Source organism: Arthrobacter sp. 131MFCol6.1 (assembly GCF_000374925.1).
Taxonomy (GTDB): domain Bacteria; phylum Actinomycetota; class Actinomycetes; order Actinomycetales; family Micrococcaceae; genus Arthrobacter.
Genome location: NZ_KB895550.1, coordinates 54,830 through 68,148 on the forward strand (window position 1 = coordinate 54,830; position 13,319 = coordinate 68,148).

General features: G+C 68.0%; 14 protein-coding genes. 7 read left to right on the forward strand and 7 right to left on the reverse strand.

Going from position 1 to position 13,319, the window contains the following annotated elements; translation table 11 throughout:
- Positions 1 to 50: 50 nt before the first annotated feature.
- The 3 genes from C566_RS0115915 to C566_RS0115925 form a co-directional block, all read right to left on the reverse strand.
- The gene (locus C566_RS0115915; protein ID WP_018775347.1) at positions 51 to 281 is read right to left on the reverse strand and encodes a heavy-metal-associated domain-containing protein; all 231 of its coding nucleotides are present in this window, start codon (positions 279 to 281) and stop codon (positions 51 to 53) included.
- 67 nt (positions 282 to 348) lie between these two features.
- On the reverse strand, positions 349 to 708 hold the full coding sequence (locus tag C566_RS0115920) for a metal-sensitive transcriptional regulator (protein WP_018775348.1): 360 nt from the start codon (positions 706 to 708) through the stop codon (positions 349 to 351).
- Between the two features lie 214 nt (positions 709 to 922).
- Entirely contained in the window at positions 923 to 1,420 is a 498-nt protein-coding gene (locus C566_RS0115925) for a universal stress protein (protein ID WP_018775349.1), read from the reverse strand.
- A gap of 154 nt (positions 1,421 to 1,574) precedes the next feature.
- Between C566_RS0115925 and C566_RS0115930 the strand changes: the two genes are divergently transcribed.
- The 3 genes from C566_RS0115930 (at position 1,575) to C566_RS0115940 (ending at position 3,347) form a co-directional block, all read left to right on the forward strand.
- Complete coding sequence (locus C566_RS0115930) at positions 1,575 to 1,787, forward strand: hypothetical protein (RefSeq protein ID WP_026266757.1); 213 nt, start codon at positions 1,575 to 1,577, stop codon at positions 1,785 to 1,787.
- Between the two features lie 94 nt (positions 1,788 to 1,881).
- Complete coding sequence (locus C566_RS0115935) at positions 1,882 to 3,006, forward strand: WD40/YVTN/BNR-like repeat-containing protein (protein WP_018775351.1); 1,125 nt, start codon at positions 1,882 to 1,884, stop codon at positions 3,004 to 3,006.
- A 14-nt stretch (positions 3,007 to 3,020) separates the two neighbouring features.
- Complete coding sequence (locus C566_RS0115940) at positions 3,021 to 3,347, forward strand: MoaD/ThiS family protein (RefSeq protein ID WP_018775352.1); 327 nt, start codon at positions 3,021 to 3,023, stop codon at positions 3,345 to 3,347.
- Between the two features lie 4 nt (positions 3,348 to 3,351).
- Here the strand turns inward: C566_RS0115940 and C566_RS0115945 are convergent, their stop codons facing one another.
- The 3 genes from C566_RS0115945 to C566_RS0115955 all read right to left on the reverse strand — a co-directional run bounded on the left by C566_RS0115945 (position 3,352) and on the right by C566_RS0115955 (position 6,463).
- Positions 3,352 to 3,588, reverse strand: a complete 237-nt coding sequence (locus tag C566_RS0115945) for a hypothetical protein (RefSeq protein ID WP_018775353.1) — start codon at positions 3,586 to 3,588, stop codon at positions 3,352 to 3,354.
- Between the two features lie 149 nt (positions 3,589 to 3,737).
- On the reverse strand, positions 3,738 to 5,471 hold the full coding sequence (locus C566_RS0115950) for an alpha-amylase family protein (RefSeq protein WP_018775354.1): 1,734 nt from the start codon (positions 5,469 to 5,471) through the stop codon (positions 3,738 to 3,740).
- Positions 5,468 to 6,463 carry a TIGR03885 family FMN-dependent LLM class oxidoreductase gene (locus tag C566_RS0115955; protein ID WP_018775355.1) on the reverse strand — a complete coding sequence of 332 codons (996 nt, stop codon included), beginning with the start codon at positions 6,461 to 6,463 and terminating at the stop codon, positions 5,468 to 5,470. Before C566_RS0115955 ends, C566_RS0115950 begins: the two co-directional genes overlap by 4 nt.
- A 118-nt stretch (positions 6,464 to 6,581) precedes the next feature.
- On the opposite strand from C566_RS0115955, the gene C566_RS0115960 reads away from it, so the two are divergent.
- Positions 6,582 to 7,667: an ATP-dependent DNA ligase gene (locus C566_RS0115960; protein WP_018775356.1), complete on the forward strand. Its 1,086-nt coding sequence runs from the start codon at positions 6,582 to 6,584 to the stop codon at positions 7,665 to 7,667.
- A 125-nt stretch (positions 7,668 to 7,792) separates the two neighbouring features.
- Here C566_RS0115960 and C566_RS0115965 read toward each other — a convergent pair whose 3' ends face one another.
- Complete coding sequence (locus C566_RS0115965) at positions 7,793 to 9,109, reverse strand: MFS transporter (protein ID WP_018775357.1); 1,317 nt, start codon at positions 9,107 to 9,109, stop codon at positions 7,793 to 7,795.
- A gap of 225 nt (positions 9,110 to 9,334) precedes the next feature.
- On the opposite strand from C566_RS0115965, the gene C566_RS0115970 reads away from it, so the two are divergent.
- From C566_RS0115970 to C566_RS0115980, 3 genes are all read left to right on the forward strand, one after another.
- Positions 9,335 to 10,177 (forward strand): IclR family transcriptional regulator, encoded by an 843-nt coding sequence (locus C566_RS0115970; protein ID WP_018775358.1) that lies wholly within the window; start codon positions 9,335 to 9,337, stop codon positions 10,175 to 10,177.
- Between the two features lie 195 nt (positions 10,178 to 10,372).
- On the forward strand, positions 10,373 to 11,254 hold the full coding sequence (locus C566_RS0115975) for a shikimate dehydrogenase (RefSeq protein WP_018775359.1): 882 nt from the start codon (positions 10,373 to 10,375) through the stop codon (positions 11,252 to 11,254).
- Positions 11,254 to 13,284, forward strand: a complete 2,031-nt coding sequence (locus C566_RS0115980) for a sugar phosphate isomerase/epimerase and 4-hydroxyphenylpyruvate domain-containing protein (protein ID WP_018775360.1) — start codon at positions 11,254 to 11,256, stop codon at positions 13,282 to 13,284. The genes C566_RS0115975 and C566_RS0115980 overlap by 1 nt, the downstream gene beginning before the upstream one ends.
- The last annotated feature ends 35 nt before the right edge of the window (positions 13,285 to 13,319 follow it).

Here is a 13,319-nt window from a genome sequence, read left to right on the forward strand (position 1 = left end):
CGACGGCGTTTGCCATTCCGGCGCCTGCGCGCGCCCGGCGCGGTTGTCCCTCAGGCTTCGCTGGCGACCACGAGGTAGCCGGCCTCGGCGACTGCCTCGCCGATTTCGGAGGACTGCAGTGCTTCGCTGGAGGTGATCGTGACGGTGGAGATGCCGCCGGCGTTGAGGTCGACGTCGACCTTTTCGACGCCGGAGAGCGCCTCAAGTTCTTCGCTGACGGAGGACACGCAGTGGCCGCAGGTCATGCCGGAAACGTTGACGGTGGTGGAAACGGTGGCCATGGAGTGCTCCTTGTCGCTGGGCCGGGTGTGGTTCCCCGGCCCGGTGGTGTAGTGGGTGGTACGGGTCCTAGCGGAGCAGGCGTCCGATGGCATCGGTGGCCTCCTTGACCTTGAAGTCGATGGCCTCCGCACGGAGCTCCGGATCCGGCTCGGCGGCGGCGCCAACAACACAGTGGCCGATGTGCTCTTCGACGAGCCCCAGGCTCACGGCATGCAGGGCCTTGGTGACTGCGGCGACCTGGGTGAGGATGTCGATGCAGTACTTGTCCTCGTCGACCATTCGGGCGATGCCGCGGACCTGCCCCTCGATCCGCTTGAGCCGGCGAAGGTAGGCGTCCTTGTTGGAGGTGTAGCCGTGCTCAGGGGGCCGGGCGTCAAGGGGAACAGTGTCCAGACTCGCCGTGCCGGGATCTTCTGACTCGCTCATGCCCTCAACATATACCCCCTAGGGGTATGTTTCAAGCCTGCGGTCCGGGACGGCGCCGATGTGGAACGTTGCGCAAAACAAAGAGCTCCGGAGTGCGTTATTGGGGGATACGCACTCCGGAGCAGCTTTGGGGTAACCCGTTCGTCCGGGCTACAGATCGAGCTTACTCGCCGGTAGTGGGATAACACCAGCGGTCCGAATAAGTACTTTCGCTTTATTTTCTTCCCGCCGGAGCGGCCGCCGGAACGATCAGGATTGGACGCCCCTGATGGTGGCTCAGCCATGCCGCCACGGAGCCATTGAGCGCGGCGGAGATGCGGTGGCCGAGGCCGCGTTCGGGGGTCCCCACCACGATCACGGACGCGTTGGTGTCCGCGGCCAGCCTGCCGATCGCCCGGGCCGGGTCCCCGGCCAGGGTGCGCAGCGTCCAGTCGATCCCCAGGGGTGCGCAGAGTGCCTCAACGACGGAACGCAGCTCCTGGGTGGTGGCCCGGATCCGGGCCTCGTCCGCGTCCGGGTGCAGGGACAGGCGGTGCGCGGACCGCCCCGGATCCCATTCCACGAGGTAGCTGGCCTCGTCCACGTAGGCGCAGATCAGGGGCGCGGCGAGGGACTTCGCGAGGGATGCCGCCGTCTGCAGCACTTCCGGATGCTGTCCCGGAACCACACCCACTACGAGAGGCGCCGGGCCGTTGGCGGAGTCGTCAGGCATACTTCATTCTGGCGCCGGGGTGCGATCGTGAACAGGGGCTTACTTCCCGTTTGCCCGGCCCGGGACGGTACCGGCGCCGAATGCCGCGGCCTCCCTTGAACAGCCCGCGGGTGGGGCCTACGGTTGAAGGACACAGGAGGAGGAGGTGGCCGCCGTGGAGATCTACATGTGGTGGTTGGATCTGGATTTGGCGAGCAAGGAATGGCTTCGGGAAAACCTGCGGACCATCGAACTGCCCGAGGCCGTGCAGCGGGGAATCGCGGACGCCGGCGGGCCCCGTCCGGCTGGACCGTCCGCCGCCGGCGCGGCCATACTGACGGCCGCGGACTGGGACTTCATCGAGACGCAGTCGGAGTTCGTCGACTGACCCACATGCCACCGGCGCGGTAGCGCACCCCGGCAACGCCGGTAGAAACAGTGCCGGTAGAAAACCGTTGCGGCCTTCCGGCGGGGATGGTTGCATGGGACGCATGGCTACTGCAGAGAGTTACGTCCTGGCGATCGGGACCAAGAAAGGCCTTTGGCTGGCGACCAGCCCGGACCGGAAAGATTGGTCCCTGTCCGGACCGCATTTTCTGATGAGTGAGGTGCCGAGCATCGCCATCGATACCCGCGATGGCAGGACCCGGATCCTGGTGGGGGTCCGCTCTGAGCACTGGGGTCCCACGGTTTTCCACTCGGATGATCTCGGCGGATCCTGGACCGAACCCGAAAACGGTGCCATCACGTTCCCGGACGGCACCGACGCCGCCTTGGAACGGATCTGGCAGATTCACCCCGACGCCGACTCCCGCCCGGGCGTCGTGTGGGCGGGCTGCGAGCCGATCTCGGTCTGGAAATCCACCGACGGCGGCGAGCACTTCGAGCTCAACCGCGGCCTCTGGGACCATCCGCACCGCAGCGAATGGGGCGCGGGCTACGGCGGCGCTGCGGCGCACTCAATCGTCGTCGACCCCACGGGCGAGAAAGTCCACGTTGCCATGAGCACCGGAGGGGTCTACCGCTCGCTCGACGGCGGCGCCTCCTGGGAGCCGCGCAACAAGGGAATTTCCGCGTACTTCATGCCGGATCCCAATCCGGAATTCGGCCAGTGCGTCCACAAGATCGCGGCCGACGCCGCCGTCGACGGCCGCCTGTACGCTCAAAACCACCACGGCGTGTATCGCAGCGACGACGACGCCGAATCGTGGGAGTCGATCGCCGAAGGTCTGCCGGCGGACTTCGGTTTTGTGATGCTGACGCATCCGCGGCGGGCCGGCACTGCCTGGGTGGTCCCGCTGAAGGCTGACGGCGAACGTATCCCGCCGGACGGGAAGCTGGCCGTGCACCGGACCGATGACGCCGGCGCCAGCTGGAAGCGGCTCGATGCCGGGCTGCCGGAGGCCGAGTACAACGCCGTGCTGCGTGATGCTGCCAGCGTCGACGGTGCGGAGCCCGCGGGCGTCTACTTCGGGACGCGGGGCGGCAGTGTCTACGCCAGCGCGGACGAGGGGGAACACTTCACCGAGGTCGCCTCGCACCTGCCGGATGTCCTGTGCGTCCGGGCAGCCGTGGTCTCCGCGGCCCTGCTCCCGGCACGGCCGTGAAGGGGTAGAAACGCATGACCAGCGGCGTGATCAGCGGCGACGGCATGCCGGCAGACCCGGCGATCAGTGTGGTCCTGCCCAGCGTCCTCCAACCGCTCGCCGGCGGGCAGTCCATCCTGACTGCGCCCGCCGAGGCGGCGGTGACGGTGGAGTGGGTGCTGGATACGGTGACCGGGGACTATCCGGCGCTGTCGCGGCGGTTGCGGGACGAGACCGGAAGTGTTCGCCGTTACGTGAATATATACGTCAACGGGAATGAAATCCGGCGGCTGCAGGGTCTGGTGACTGCCGTGGCACCGGGCCAGGAAGTCCTCATCATCCAGTCAGTGGCGGGAGGCTGATCCCTCAGGCGACCCGCCAGACGCTGCATTCGTCCGCGTTGATGGCCTTGCGCATGCCGGTGTGGCGGTCCATGATCCAGACGACGCCGATTCCGGGGGCCGTTTCCTGAACGCTGCCGCGGCGGATCACGACGTCATCGTAGTTTGGGCCTACCCGCAGGCGGGCCTCGATCTCATCGCCGCGGTGCAGCTGGTCAAGGGCGCGGACGCGGGTTACATGGGCTTTCGCTTCCTTCAACATGGCGGGGCCTCCTGGACTGGAGCTGGTGCCTGCTCTTGCCGGCACTTCCAGTCTCCTGCGCCAATGTTGCGTCCGCGTTTCGGTGCGGTAAGGGGCCCGTTAGATCTCGGGGGCGCGGCCGAGACCGTCCCCCTTCAGGGCGGGGCGCCTCAGGGGAGGTGGCGTTCGCCCGGGCGCTCGACCCGGAACCACCGGTACCCGTAGCGGTCCAGCGGGACTTCGAAGGCGCCGTCGTCGGAGAGCGGGATTTCCTCGCCGCCGAGCAGGTCCCGGAGCACGGCCCCGGCGTACGAACGCCCCGCGCTGGCCTTTGCGTCCGGACCCCCCGGCCCGCCTTCCTCGTCCTCCGGCGGGACCAGCGCGGCCGTCACAGACGCCGGTTCGGCGCCAAAATTGTGGGCGGCCACCACGGTGGAGCCGTCCCACGTGCAGCGGTGCAGCAGCACCGCCGGGGCGGCCTGCTTGATGAGGTCGAACCTGCCCCAGCCGAGCTCGGGACATTCCCGGTAGCGCTGGATCAGCGTCGCGATGAAGTTCCACAGCGAATCAGGATCCCGTTTGGCGGCTGCGGCGTTGATGTGCGCCGGCCCGAACGGTCCGTCCACGGGCTGGGCCACGAGGTCCCCGGGAGGGGCGGTCGAGAAGCCGCCGTTCCCGGTGTGGTCCCACTGCATGGGGGAGCGGACGGCCGAGCGGCCCTTCGCGCGCAGGTCTTCGCCCATCCCGATCTCTTCGCCGTAGAAGAGCACCGGGGTGCCCGGCAGCGAGAACATCAGGGAGTAGACCATGCGGATCCTGGCCGGATCGCCGCCGAGCATGGTGGGCAGCCGCCGCCGCAGTCCGCGGCCGTACATCTGCATGTCGGGATCAGGGCCGAAGGCGGCGAAGACCTCCTCGCGTTCGGCATCGCTGAGCTTGTCCAGGGTGAGTTCATCGTGGTTCCGGACGAACATGGCCCATTGGTTGTCAGGATTGATCTTCGGACGGCTGCTGAGCGTCCGGGCCAGCGGCCGGGCGTCCTGCCGGGCCAGTGACAGGTACATGTTCTGCATTGAGAGAAAATCAAACTGCATGTTCAGCTCGTTGCCGGCCGGGCCGCCGAAGTACTTCAGCTGCTCTTTGTACGGAAGGTTGACCTCGCCCAGCAGCACCGCACTGCCGTGGCGGCGGTTGAGGAAGCTGCGCAGGGCGCTCAGGTACTGGTGCGGGTCGACTTTCGCGGCTTCATCCTTGGGCTCGCCGAGCAGCTCCAGGAAGAAGGGCACCGCGTCCAGCCGGAAGCCGTCCAGGCCCAGCTGCAGCCAGAATCCCATCGACTTCGCAATCTCGTCCCGCACCTTGGCATTCATCACGTTCAGGTCCGGCTGGTGTTTGGCGAACATGTGCAGATACCACTCGCCGGTGGCCTTGTCCTGGGTCCAGATGGACGTTTCCTCGCCGGGAAACACCACCTGGTCCGAGGTATCCGGCGGCGTGTCCTTCCGCCAGACGTAGTAGTCGCGGTAGGGGTTGTCCACGGACTTCCGCGCCTGCACGAACCACGGGTGCCGGTCGGAGGTGTGGTTGATGACAAAGTCCGCGATCACCCGGATGCCGCGGTCGTTGGCGGTGCGGATGAATTCCACCAGGTCCCCCAGGCTGCCGAGCCGGGGATCCACGCCGTACATGTCGGTGACGTCGTAGCCGTCGTCGCGGTCCGGGGAGGGGTAGAAGGGCATGAGCCAGATGCACGTGACGCCGAGCGCGGCAAGGTAGTCCACCCGCTGGATCAGCCCGCCGAAGTCCCCGGTGCCGTCGCCGTCTCCGTCGAAGAACGTCTCCGGATCCAGGCAGTAGATCACCGCGTTCTTCCACCAGAGATCCGAGGTCTCGGCGATTCTCACAGCGCACCGTCCGTTCCGGCCTGGGTCTGCCCCGCCGGGCGGAGCTGGGGGAGGACATGTTCGGCGAAGGCGTCGATAAAGGGTGTCTGCTCCTGGCCGACAAAGTGCAGGTACAGCTCATCGAATCCGAGGTCCAGGTAGGCGGCCAGCCATTGGGCGTGCTGCCCGGCATCGGCGGAGACGTTGACGGCCGCCCGCACCTGGTCCTCCTGGACACCGGTGCTGACGCCGTCGAAATGGGCCGCCGTGGGCAGGTCCCAGGGAATCGGCGGCGCAAAGACGTTGGTGCGCCACTGGTCCTCTGCGATCGCGACGGCCTCTGCCTCTGTCGGGGCCCAGGACAGGTGGACCTGGAGGGCAGCCTTCCCGCGGCCACCGGCGTCCCGGTAGGCCGCCAGCATGTCCTTCAGTTTTCCCGGCGGCTGATTGACGGTGACGAGTCCGTCCGCCCAGGCTGCTGACCGGCGCGCTGTTTCCACGCTCACGGCCGGGGCAATCAGCGGCGGTTTGGTCTCCGGAACGTCCCAGATCCGGGCCTGCTCCACCGTGACGAGCCCGTGGTGCGTGACCACGTCGCCGGCGTGGAGCCGGCGGATGATGTCCACGCACTCCTCCAGCCGGCGCTGCCGCGTCTCCTTCGGCGGCCAGGCCTCACCGGTGACGTGCTCGTTCATGTACTCGCCGCTGCCCGGGGCCATCCAGAAGCGGCCGGGAAACATGTCCGCCAGGGTGGCTGAGGCGTGCGCGATGATCGCCGGGTGGTAACGCTGCCCGGGCGCCGTCACCACCCCAAAGCGCAGACCGGTGGTGGCCAGCGCTGCCCCGAGCCAGGACCAGGCAAAACCGGAGTGGCCCTGCCGGGCGGACCACGGCTCAATATGGTCCGAGCACATGGCGGCGTCGAAGCCGGCCTGCTCGGCCAGCTGCACGTCCTGCAGCAGGCGGCGGGGGCTGATCTGTTCATGCGAGGCGTGGAACCCGACGGTAGCCATCACCTATGTTTACCGCCGGGGCGGGCACGTGTCGAGGAACCCCGTTGAGGAAACCCTCAACGGGCAACCACTACGTGGGGGGTGGCGGTGCCGGGTCCGCGGCGCAAGAATGGGCGCTATGCACCTGCCGTTGATGCCTCCCATTGCGCCCATGCTGGCCAAAGCACTCCCCGCACTGCCGTCGCCGGACGCCGGAACGGGCTGGCTCTTTGAACCGAAATGGGACGGCTTCCGCTCCATCATCTTCCGTGACGGCGACGAGGTGGAGATCGGCAGCCGGAACGGCAAGCCGATGACGCGCTATTTCCCCGAGCTTGTCGAGGCGCTGAAGTCGGAGCTGCCGGAACGCTGTGTGGTGGACGGCGAGATCATCCTGGTGGCGGCCTCCGGGGACCGGCTGGACTTCGACGCGCTCCAGCAGCGCATCCATCCGGCCGCCAGCCGGGTGAAACTGCTCGCGGAACAGACCCCGGCGCGCTTCGTTGCGTTCGACCTGCTGGCCCTGGGCGACGAGGATCTCACGGGCAAACCCTTCTCCGAGCGCCGCCGGCAGCTGGAGCGCGCACTCGCAGCCAGCGCGGCGCCGGTCCACGTCACGGCCGCGACCTCCGACCGGGACACGGCGCAGCGCTGGTTCCGGCAGTTCGAGGGCGCCGGTCTTGACGGGATTGTGGCCAAGACGCTGGAGGGCAGCTACCAGCCGGACAAGCGCGCGATGGTCAAGGTCAAGCACGAACGGACGGCGGACTGCGTGCTCGCCGGATACCGCGTGCACACCTCCGGTCCGGACCGGATCGGCTCGCTGCTCCTGGGGCTCTACGACGACGCCGGGGTGCTGGCGAACGTCGGCGTGGTGGGCGCCTTCCCGATGGCCCGGCGCGCGGCGCTCTTTGCCGAGCTGCAGGAGCTGGTCACCGGTTTCGACGGCCACCCCTGGGCCTGGGCCCGGCAGGAGGAGGGGGCGTGGACTCCGCGGAAAGCCGAGGGAAGCCGGTGGAGCGGCGGCAAAGACCTGTCCTTCACCCCGCTGCGGCCCGAGCGCGTGGTGGAAGTGAAGTATGACCATATGGAGGGAGAACGGTTCCGGCACACAGCCCAGTTCCTGCGCTGGCGTCCGGACCGCGATCCGCGCTCCTGCACGTACGACCAGCTGGAGGAACCGGTGAAGTTCGATCTCGCCGCAGTTCTGGGCGCCGCACCCTAGCCCGCCAACCACCGCAACGCCTCAACCCCTCAACGCCTTAACGCCGGCGGCCCGCCCCCGAAGGGACGGGCCGCCGGCGTGTGGTGCGGTGCGGAAGCGCGGTTGAAATCCGCTGCCGGTGCGGGCTAGTGCTGGCCGAGCTGCTTGGTGGGGACCCGGAATGTTTCCTTGGCAGTCAGTGCCGAGACCGTGGCGATCAGGCAGATGATGCCGGTGAAGATGGAGATCTGGACCCAGCCGCCGGGCTGGATGCCGCCCATGGCCGCCACGATTGCCGGGGCGAAACCGGCCATCAGGAAGCCCAGCTGGGTGCCGATTGCGAGGCCGGAGAAGCGGACGTTGGTGCTGAACATCTCGGCGTAGAAGGAGGGCCAGACCGCGTTGGCCGCCGCGTAGCCGAAGGAGAAGAAGGCGATGGCGGCCAGGAACATCAGCGCGACGTTGCCGGATTCGAGGCTCAGCAGGAAGACCGGAGTCAGGACCGCGCTGGACAGTGCGCCGTAGATGAACACCGGCTTGCGGCCGATCTTGTCCGCGAGCATGCCGAAGAGCGGCTGGGTGCCCAGGGCCAGGAAGTTGGCGCCGACGACGAGCCAGAGGGTGGTGGTGCCGTCCACGCCGGCGACGTTCTTGGCGTAGCTGATGGCCAGGGTGCCGAAGACGGTGGACACGGCGGCGATGAAGGCGCAGGCGATGACACGGACGACATCGCGCCAGTGGCTCTTGAGGAGGTCCGCGACGGGGAGCTTGGAGATCTGCTTGGTCTTCTGGGCCTCCTCGAACGCCGGCGGCTCGTGCAGGGTACGGCGGATGAAGAACGCGACCAGCACCACCACGGCGCTGAGCCAGAACGGGATGCGCCAGCCGATCGTGTACTTGATCTCGTCAGGCAGGGCGAGGACCGGGATGAAGACGAGGGCGGCAAGGATCTGGCCGCCCTGGGTGCCGGTCAGGGTCCAGGAGGTGAAGAAGGAGCGGCGGTTGTCCGGGGCGTGCTCGAGCGTCATGGACGAGGCGCCGGCCTGCTCGCCGGCTGCGGACAGGCCCTGGCAGAGCCGGGCCAGCACCAGCAGAGCAGGGGCCCACCAGCCGACTGTGCTGAAGTCCGGAAGGCAGCCGATGACGAACGTCGAGGCGCCCATCAGCAGCAGCGTGAACATGAGGACCTTCCGGCGTCCCACCCTGTCGCCGAAGTGGCCGAGGACCACGGCGCCGACAGGGCGGGCCACGTAAGCGAAGCCGAAGGTGGCGAACGACATGATCGCCGCGTTGGTGTCCGCATCGGGGAAGAAGACATGCGGGAAGATCAGCGCGGCTGCGGAACCGAAGATGAAGAAGTCGTAATACTCGACGGCGCTGCCCAGGAAGCTGGCAAGGGCCGCCTTCTTCGGCGTCCCTCCTGTGGTGATACCCGGCGTCGTGGACGGGACAGTGTGGCTCATGGTGTTCCTTTGGTGTGACGACGTTGTCGCGGATGGATCAGGAAGGTCTCGGCTGCCGCTTGGTTAAGTGTGGTGCAGCCGGAGGTCCGTGGAAAGACCCGGACTAGTAGCCACATGGTGGAAGCTACTTGTGCGATGTAGCAATCATGACTGTGAGCGCAGTCACTTGTCAACAAAAATAATCACCATCTAGAAATAGCTCTCACTATGTGGGAACATCAATGCATGAGTGTGAATGAAACCACAGACGTTCCCGCCGCTTCCGGCTATCCCGCGGAGGCCCCTTCGAAGCCTGCCAAGGCCGCCAGGGAGGACTCGCGGACGGACATGGTGGGCAAGGCCCTGGGCCTGCTGGTCCTCCTGGGCGACGAGCCGCGTGGCGCCAGCGCCGCGGAGATCTCCCGCCGCGCGGACCTGCCGTTCAGCACCACCTACCGCCTGCTCGGCTCGCTGACCCGGGACGGGTTCGTGGACTACGAGCCGGACGGCCGGCGCTACCACCTGGGGCTGCGGGTCTTCCAGCTGGGCCAGCGCGTCTCCAACCACCACGGCTTCGCGGGCACGGCGCTGCCCATCCTGCGGCGCGTGACCGAGGAAACGGGCGAGGCGACCATCCTCTCCGTGCGCGACGGCATCCACCACCTGACGGTGAACAAGGTGGACGGCCCGCAGACCTTCCGGGTCACGAGTGACCCCGGGCATCTCGGGGCGCTGCACACCACCTCGGTGGGCAAGGCGCTGGTGGCGTTCGCCGACGACGCCACCCGCGCCCAGCTCGTTGAGGAGCTGCCCCTGGAGCCGCTGACGGCGCTCTCCATCACGGACCGCGAGGCCTTCCGGGCCGAAATCGAGCAGGTCCGGCGCCAGGGCTTCGCCACCATGGACGAGGAAAACGAGCTCGGCATGCGCGCTGTCGCCGTCCCAGTCTTCAATGCCCAGGGGCACGCCTTCGCCTCGCTGGCCACGGCGGTCCCGGTCTTCCGCCTGAGCATGGAGGCCCTCGTGGCGCTCGTGCCGCTGCTGCAGGCGGCGGCCGCGGAGCTGTCGGCCCGGCTGCCCCAGCGGTGACGCCGGCGGGAGCTGGCGCGCGCCGCCGTCGTAAACAAGCCGACGCAACGAGCCGCCGCCGTAATAGTATGTTCGTCATTCGAACAACAGTGCAACATGTGAACAAAATCTGTAATGTAATACCTATCACCCGGTCCGCCGCAGACGCCGCAGGCGTCGCCCCCGCCGAGTGCCGTTGTCAAAGGAGCTAACCGGATGAGCAATCGAGCAGAGTCCTTCCTCGTGGGCCTCGTGGGAGACGGCGTCATGCCTTCCCTCACGCCCTATATGCACGAACGCGAGGGCGACGTGCAGGGCCTCCGGTACCTTTACCGCCCCATTGACCTCATCGAACTCGGCCTGCCCGGCCAGGCCGTGGGGGAACTGCTCTCCGGCGCCCGGAGCCTCGGGTTCAACGGATTGAACATCACGCACCCCTGCAAGCAGCTCGTGCTCGAGCACCTCGACGAGGTCTCCACCGACGCCCGGCGCCTCGGCGCCGTGAACACCGTGGTCATCCGCGACGGCCGCTTCATCGGCCACAACACCGACTTCTCCGGGTTCGCGGCGGCGCTGGCCTCCGGGCTCCCCGGCGCCACCCTGGACCGCGTGGTGCAGCTGGGAGCCGGCGGCGCCGGATCCGCCGTCGCCTACGCCCTGCTCACCGCGGGGGTCCGCGAGCTGGACCTTGTAGACACCGACGCAGCCCGCTGCACCGCCCGGGCAGCCGAACTCGCCGGGTTCTTCCCGGACCGGACCGTCACCGCCCGGACCACAGCGGAGCTGCCGCAGCTCATGCCGCAGGCCGACGGCCTGGTGCACTGCACCCCCGTGGGCATGGCCGCCCACCCGGGCGTGCCGCTGGACATGTCCCTCGTGGAGTCCCGGCACTGGGTGGCCGACATCGTGTACCGGCCGATCGAAACCGAGCTCGTCCGCGCCGCCCGGGCCAAGGGCTGCGAGGTGCTCGACGGCGGTCGGATGGCCGTGGGCCAGGCGGCGGACGCCTTCCGGATCTTCACCGGACGCGAGGCCGACGCCGACCGCATGCGCTCCCACTTCCTGGAACTTGTGGCCGCAGAAGAAGTGGCCGCCTGATGCGCACCGGAATCGCCACCGTCTGCCTCTCCGGCACCCTGCGGGAAAAAATGCAGGCCTGCGCCGTCGCCGGGTTCGACGGGATCGAAATCTTCGAACAGGACCTCGTGACGTCCCCGCTGAGCCCGGAAGACGTCCGGAAACTGGCTGCCGACCTGGGCCTCACCCTGGACCTTTACCAGCCGTTCCGCGACTTCGACAGCGTTCCCGAGGACTTGCTCGCCGCCAACCTGCGCCGCGCGGACGCCAAGTTCCGGCTGATGTCCCGCCTGGGCATGGACACCATGCTGCTCTGCTCCAACGTCGGCACCGCCACGATTGACGATGACGAGCTCCGGGCCGCCCAGCTCTCCCGGCTAGCGGCCCTCGCCGGCGACCACGGCGTCAAGGTCGCCTATGAGGCCCTGGCCTGGGGCAAGTACGTCAACGACTACGAACACGCCCACCGGCTGGTTGACATGGTGGACCACCCCAACCTGGGCACCTGCCTGGACTCGTTCCACATCCTTTCCCGGGACTGGGACACCGCGCCGATCGAAGCCTTCAACCCGGAGAAGATCTTCTTCGTCCAGGTCGCCGATGCCCCCAAGCTGTCCATGGACGTGCTGTCCTGGAGCCGGCACTACCGGGTGTTTCCGGGGGAGGGCCAATTCGAACTCGCCAAGTTCATGGGCCACGTGGTCCGCGCCGGCTACGCGGGCCCGGTGTCGCTGGAGGTGTTCAACGACGTCTTCCGCCAGTCCGATGTCGAACGCACCGCCGTCGACGCCATGCGGTCGCTGATCTGGCTCGAAGAGCAAAGCGCCCGCTGGCTGGAGGCAAATCCGGCCCCCGCCGCAGGCAAGGCGTCCGGCGCGTCGGCCCGTCGCCGGTACCCGATGGAGCTCGCCACGCTGCCCCGGGTGGCCGAGCCCGCCGGCTTCAACTTCGCCGAGGTCCGGGCCGGGGACACCGCCGGACTGGAAACCCTGCTCGGCCAGCTGGGTTTTGCATTCAACGGGCGCCATCGGACCAAGGATGTGCAATTGTGGACCATGGGCCACGCCCGCGTGATCATCAACGAGGAACCCGCACCCTTCGGCACAGCGACCCCTGCCGGCGGCGGCCCTGCCGCCGGTACCGGCCAGCCGGCTCCCGCCGCCCCTGCCATCTCCGCCCTGGGCTTCGACGTCGACTCTCCCGTTATCGCCGCAGCCCGCGCCCAGCAGCTCAAGGCCCCCGCCGTACCGCGCAAGAGCCAGGCCAACGAGGAAGTCTTCCAGGGCTTCGCCGCGCCGGACTCCACCGAAATCTTCCTCTGCCAGGGCAGCCCGGACGGCACCGCGGCCTGGGTCGGTGAATTCGGCGAGCCATACGAATCCGGCGAGGAACTGCCTCTCGCCGCTCCAGACGCCGGCCCCGTTCCCGGTGCGGGTGCCGGGGCAGGGGCCGTGATCGACCACGTGAACCTCGCCCAGCCGTGGCAGCACTTTGACGAAGCCGTGCTGTTCTACACGAGCGCCCTCGCGCTGGAACCGCAGCCGTATGCCGAGGTGGCCAGCCCCACCGGCCTGGTCCGGTCCCAGGTCATGCTCACCGAGGACCGTGGCGTCCGCCTGGTGCTGAACCTGGCGCCGCTGCTGCAGCAGGAAGCCGCCGACGGAACAAAAGAACCCGGCGCTGCGGGGTCCGGCCACCGCCGCACGTACCAGGAGCATGTGGCGTTCGCCGTGGATGACCTCGTGGCCACGGCCCGGGCCGCACGGGACCGCGGACTGGACTTCCTGCAGATCCCGGCGAACTACTACGAGGACCTCGACGCCCGGTTCGCCCTGGACCCGGAATTCCTGGCCACGCTCCGCGAACTCAACCTGCTCTATGACCGCGACGCCGACGGCGAATTCCTGCATTTCTACACGGCCACCGTGGGCAGCGTGTTCTTTGAAATGGTGGAACGCCGCGGCGCCTACGACGGCTACGGCGCCCCGAACGCCCCGGTCCGGCACGCCGTCCAATACGACCACCTGCACCAGCTGACCCGCACTTCCTGACCCCATCCGAATAGCAAACACACCAACGAAAGGAG

Bases quoted from the DNA above. Each gene is read 5' to 3' on its own strand.
- C566_RS0115915 (WP_018775347.1), bottom strand. From the start codon at position 281: ATGGCCACCGTTTCCACCACCGTCAACGTTTCCGGCATGACCTGCGGC.
- C566_RS0115920 (WP_018775348.1), bottom strand. From the start codon at position 708: ATGAGCGAGTCAGAAGATCCCGGCACGGCGAGTCTGGACACTGTTCCC.
- C566_RS0115925 (WP_018775349.1), bottom strand. From the start codon at position 1,420: ATGCCTGACGACTCCGCCAACGGCCCGGCGCCTCTCGTAGTGGGTGTG.
- C566_RS0115935 (WP_018775351.1), top strand. From the start codon at position 1,882: ATGGGACGCATGGCTACTGCAGAGAGTTACGTCCTGGCGATCGGGACC.
- C566_RS0115940 (WP_018775352.1), top strand. From the start codon at position 3,021: ATGACCAGCGGCGTGATCAGCGGCGACGGCATGCCGGCAGACCCGGCG.
- C566_RS0115945 (WP_018775353.1), bottom strand. From the start codon at position 3,588: ATGTTGAAGGAAGCGAAAGCCCATGTAACCCGCGTCCGCGCCCTTGAC.
- C566_RS0115955 (WP_018775355.1), bottom strand. From the start codon at position 6,463: ATGGCTACCGTCGGGTTCCACGCCTCGCATGAACAGATCAGCCCCCGC.
- C566_RS0115960 (WP_018775356.1), top strand. From the start codon at position 6,582: ATGCACCTGCCGTTGATGCCTCCCATTGCGCCCATGCTGGCCAAAGCA.
- C566_RS0115965 (WP_018775357.1), bottom strand. From the start codon at position 9,109: ATGAGCCACACTGTCCCGTCCACGACGCCGGGTATCACCACAGGAGGG.
- C566_RS0115970 (WP_018775358.1), top strand. From the start codon at position 9,335: ATGAGTGTGAATGAAACCACAGACGTTCCCGCCGCTTCCGGCTATCCC.
- C566_RS0115975 (WP_018775359.1), top strand. From the start codon at position 10,373: ATGAGCAATCGAGCAGAGTCCTTCCTCGTGGGCCTCGTGGGAGACGGC.
- C566_RS0115980 (WP_018775360.1), top strand. From the start codon at position 11,254: ATGCGCACCGGAATCGCCACCGTCTGCCTCTCCGGCACCCTGCGGGAA.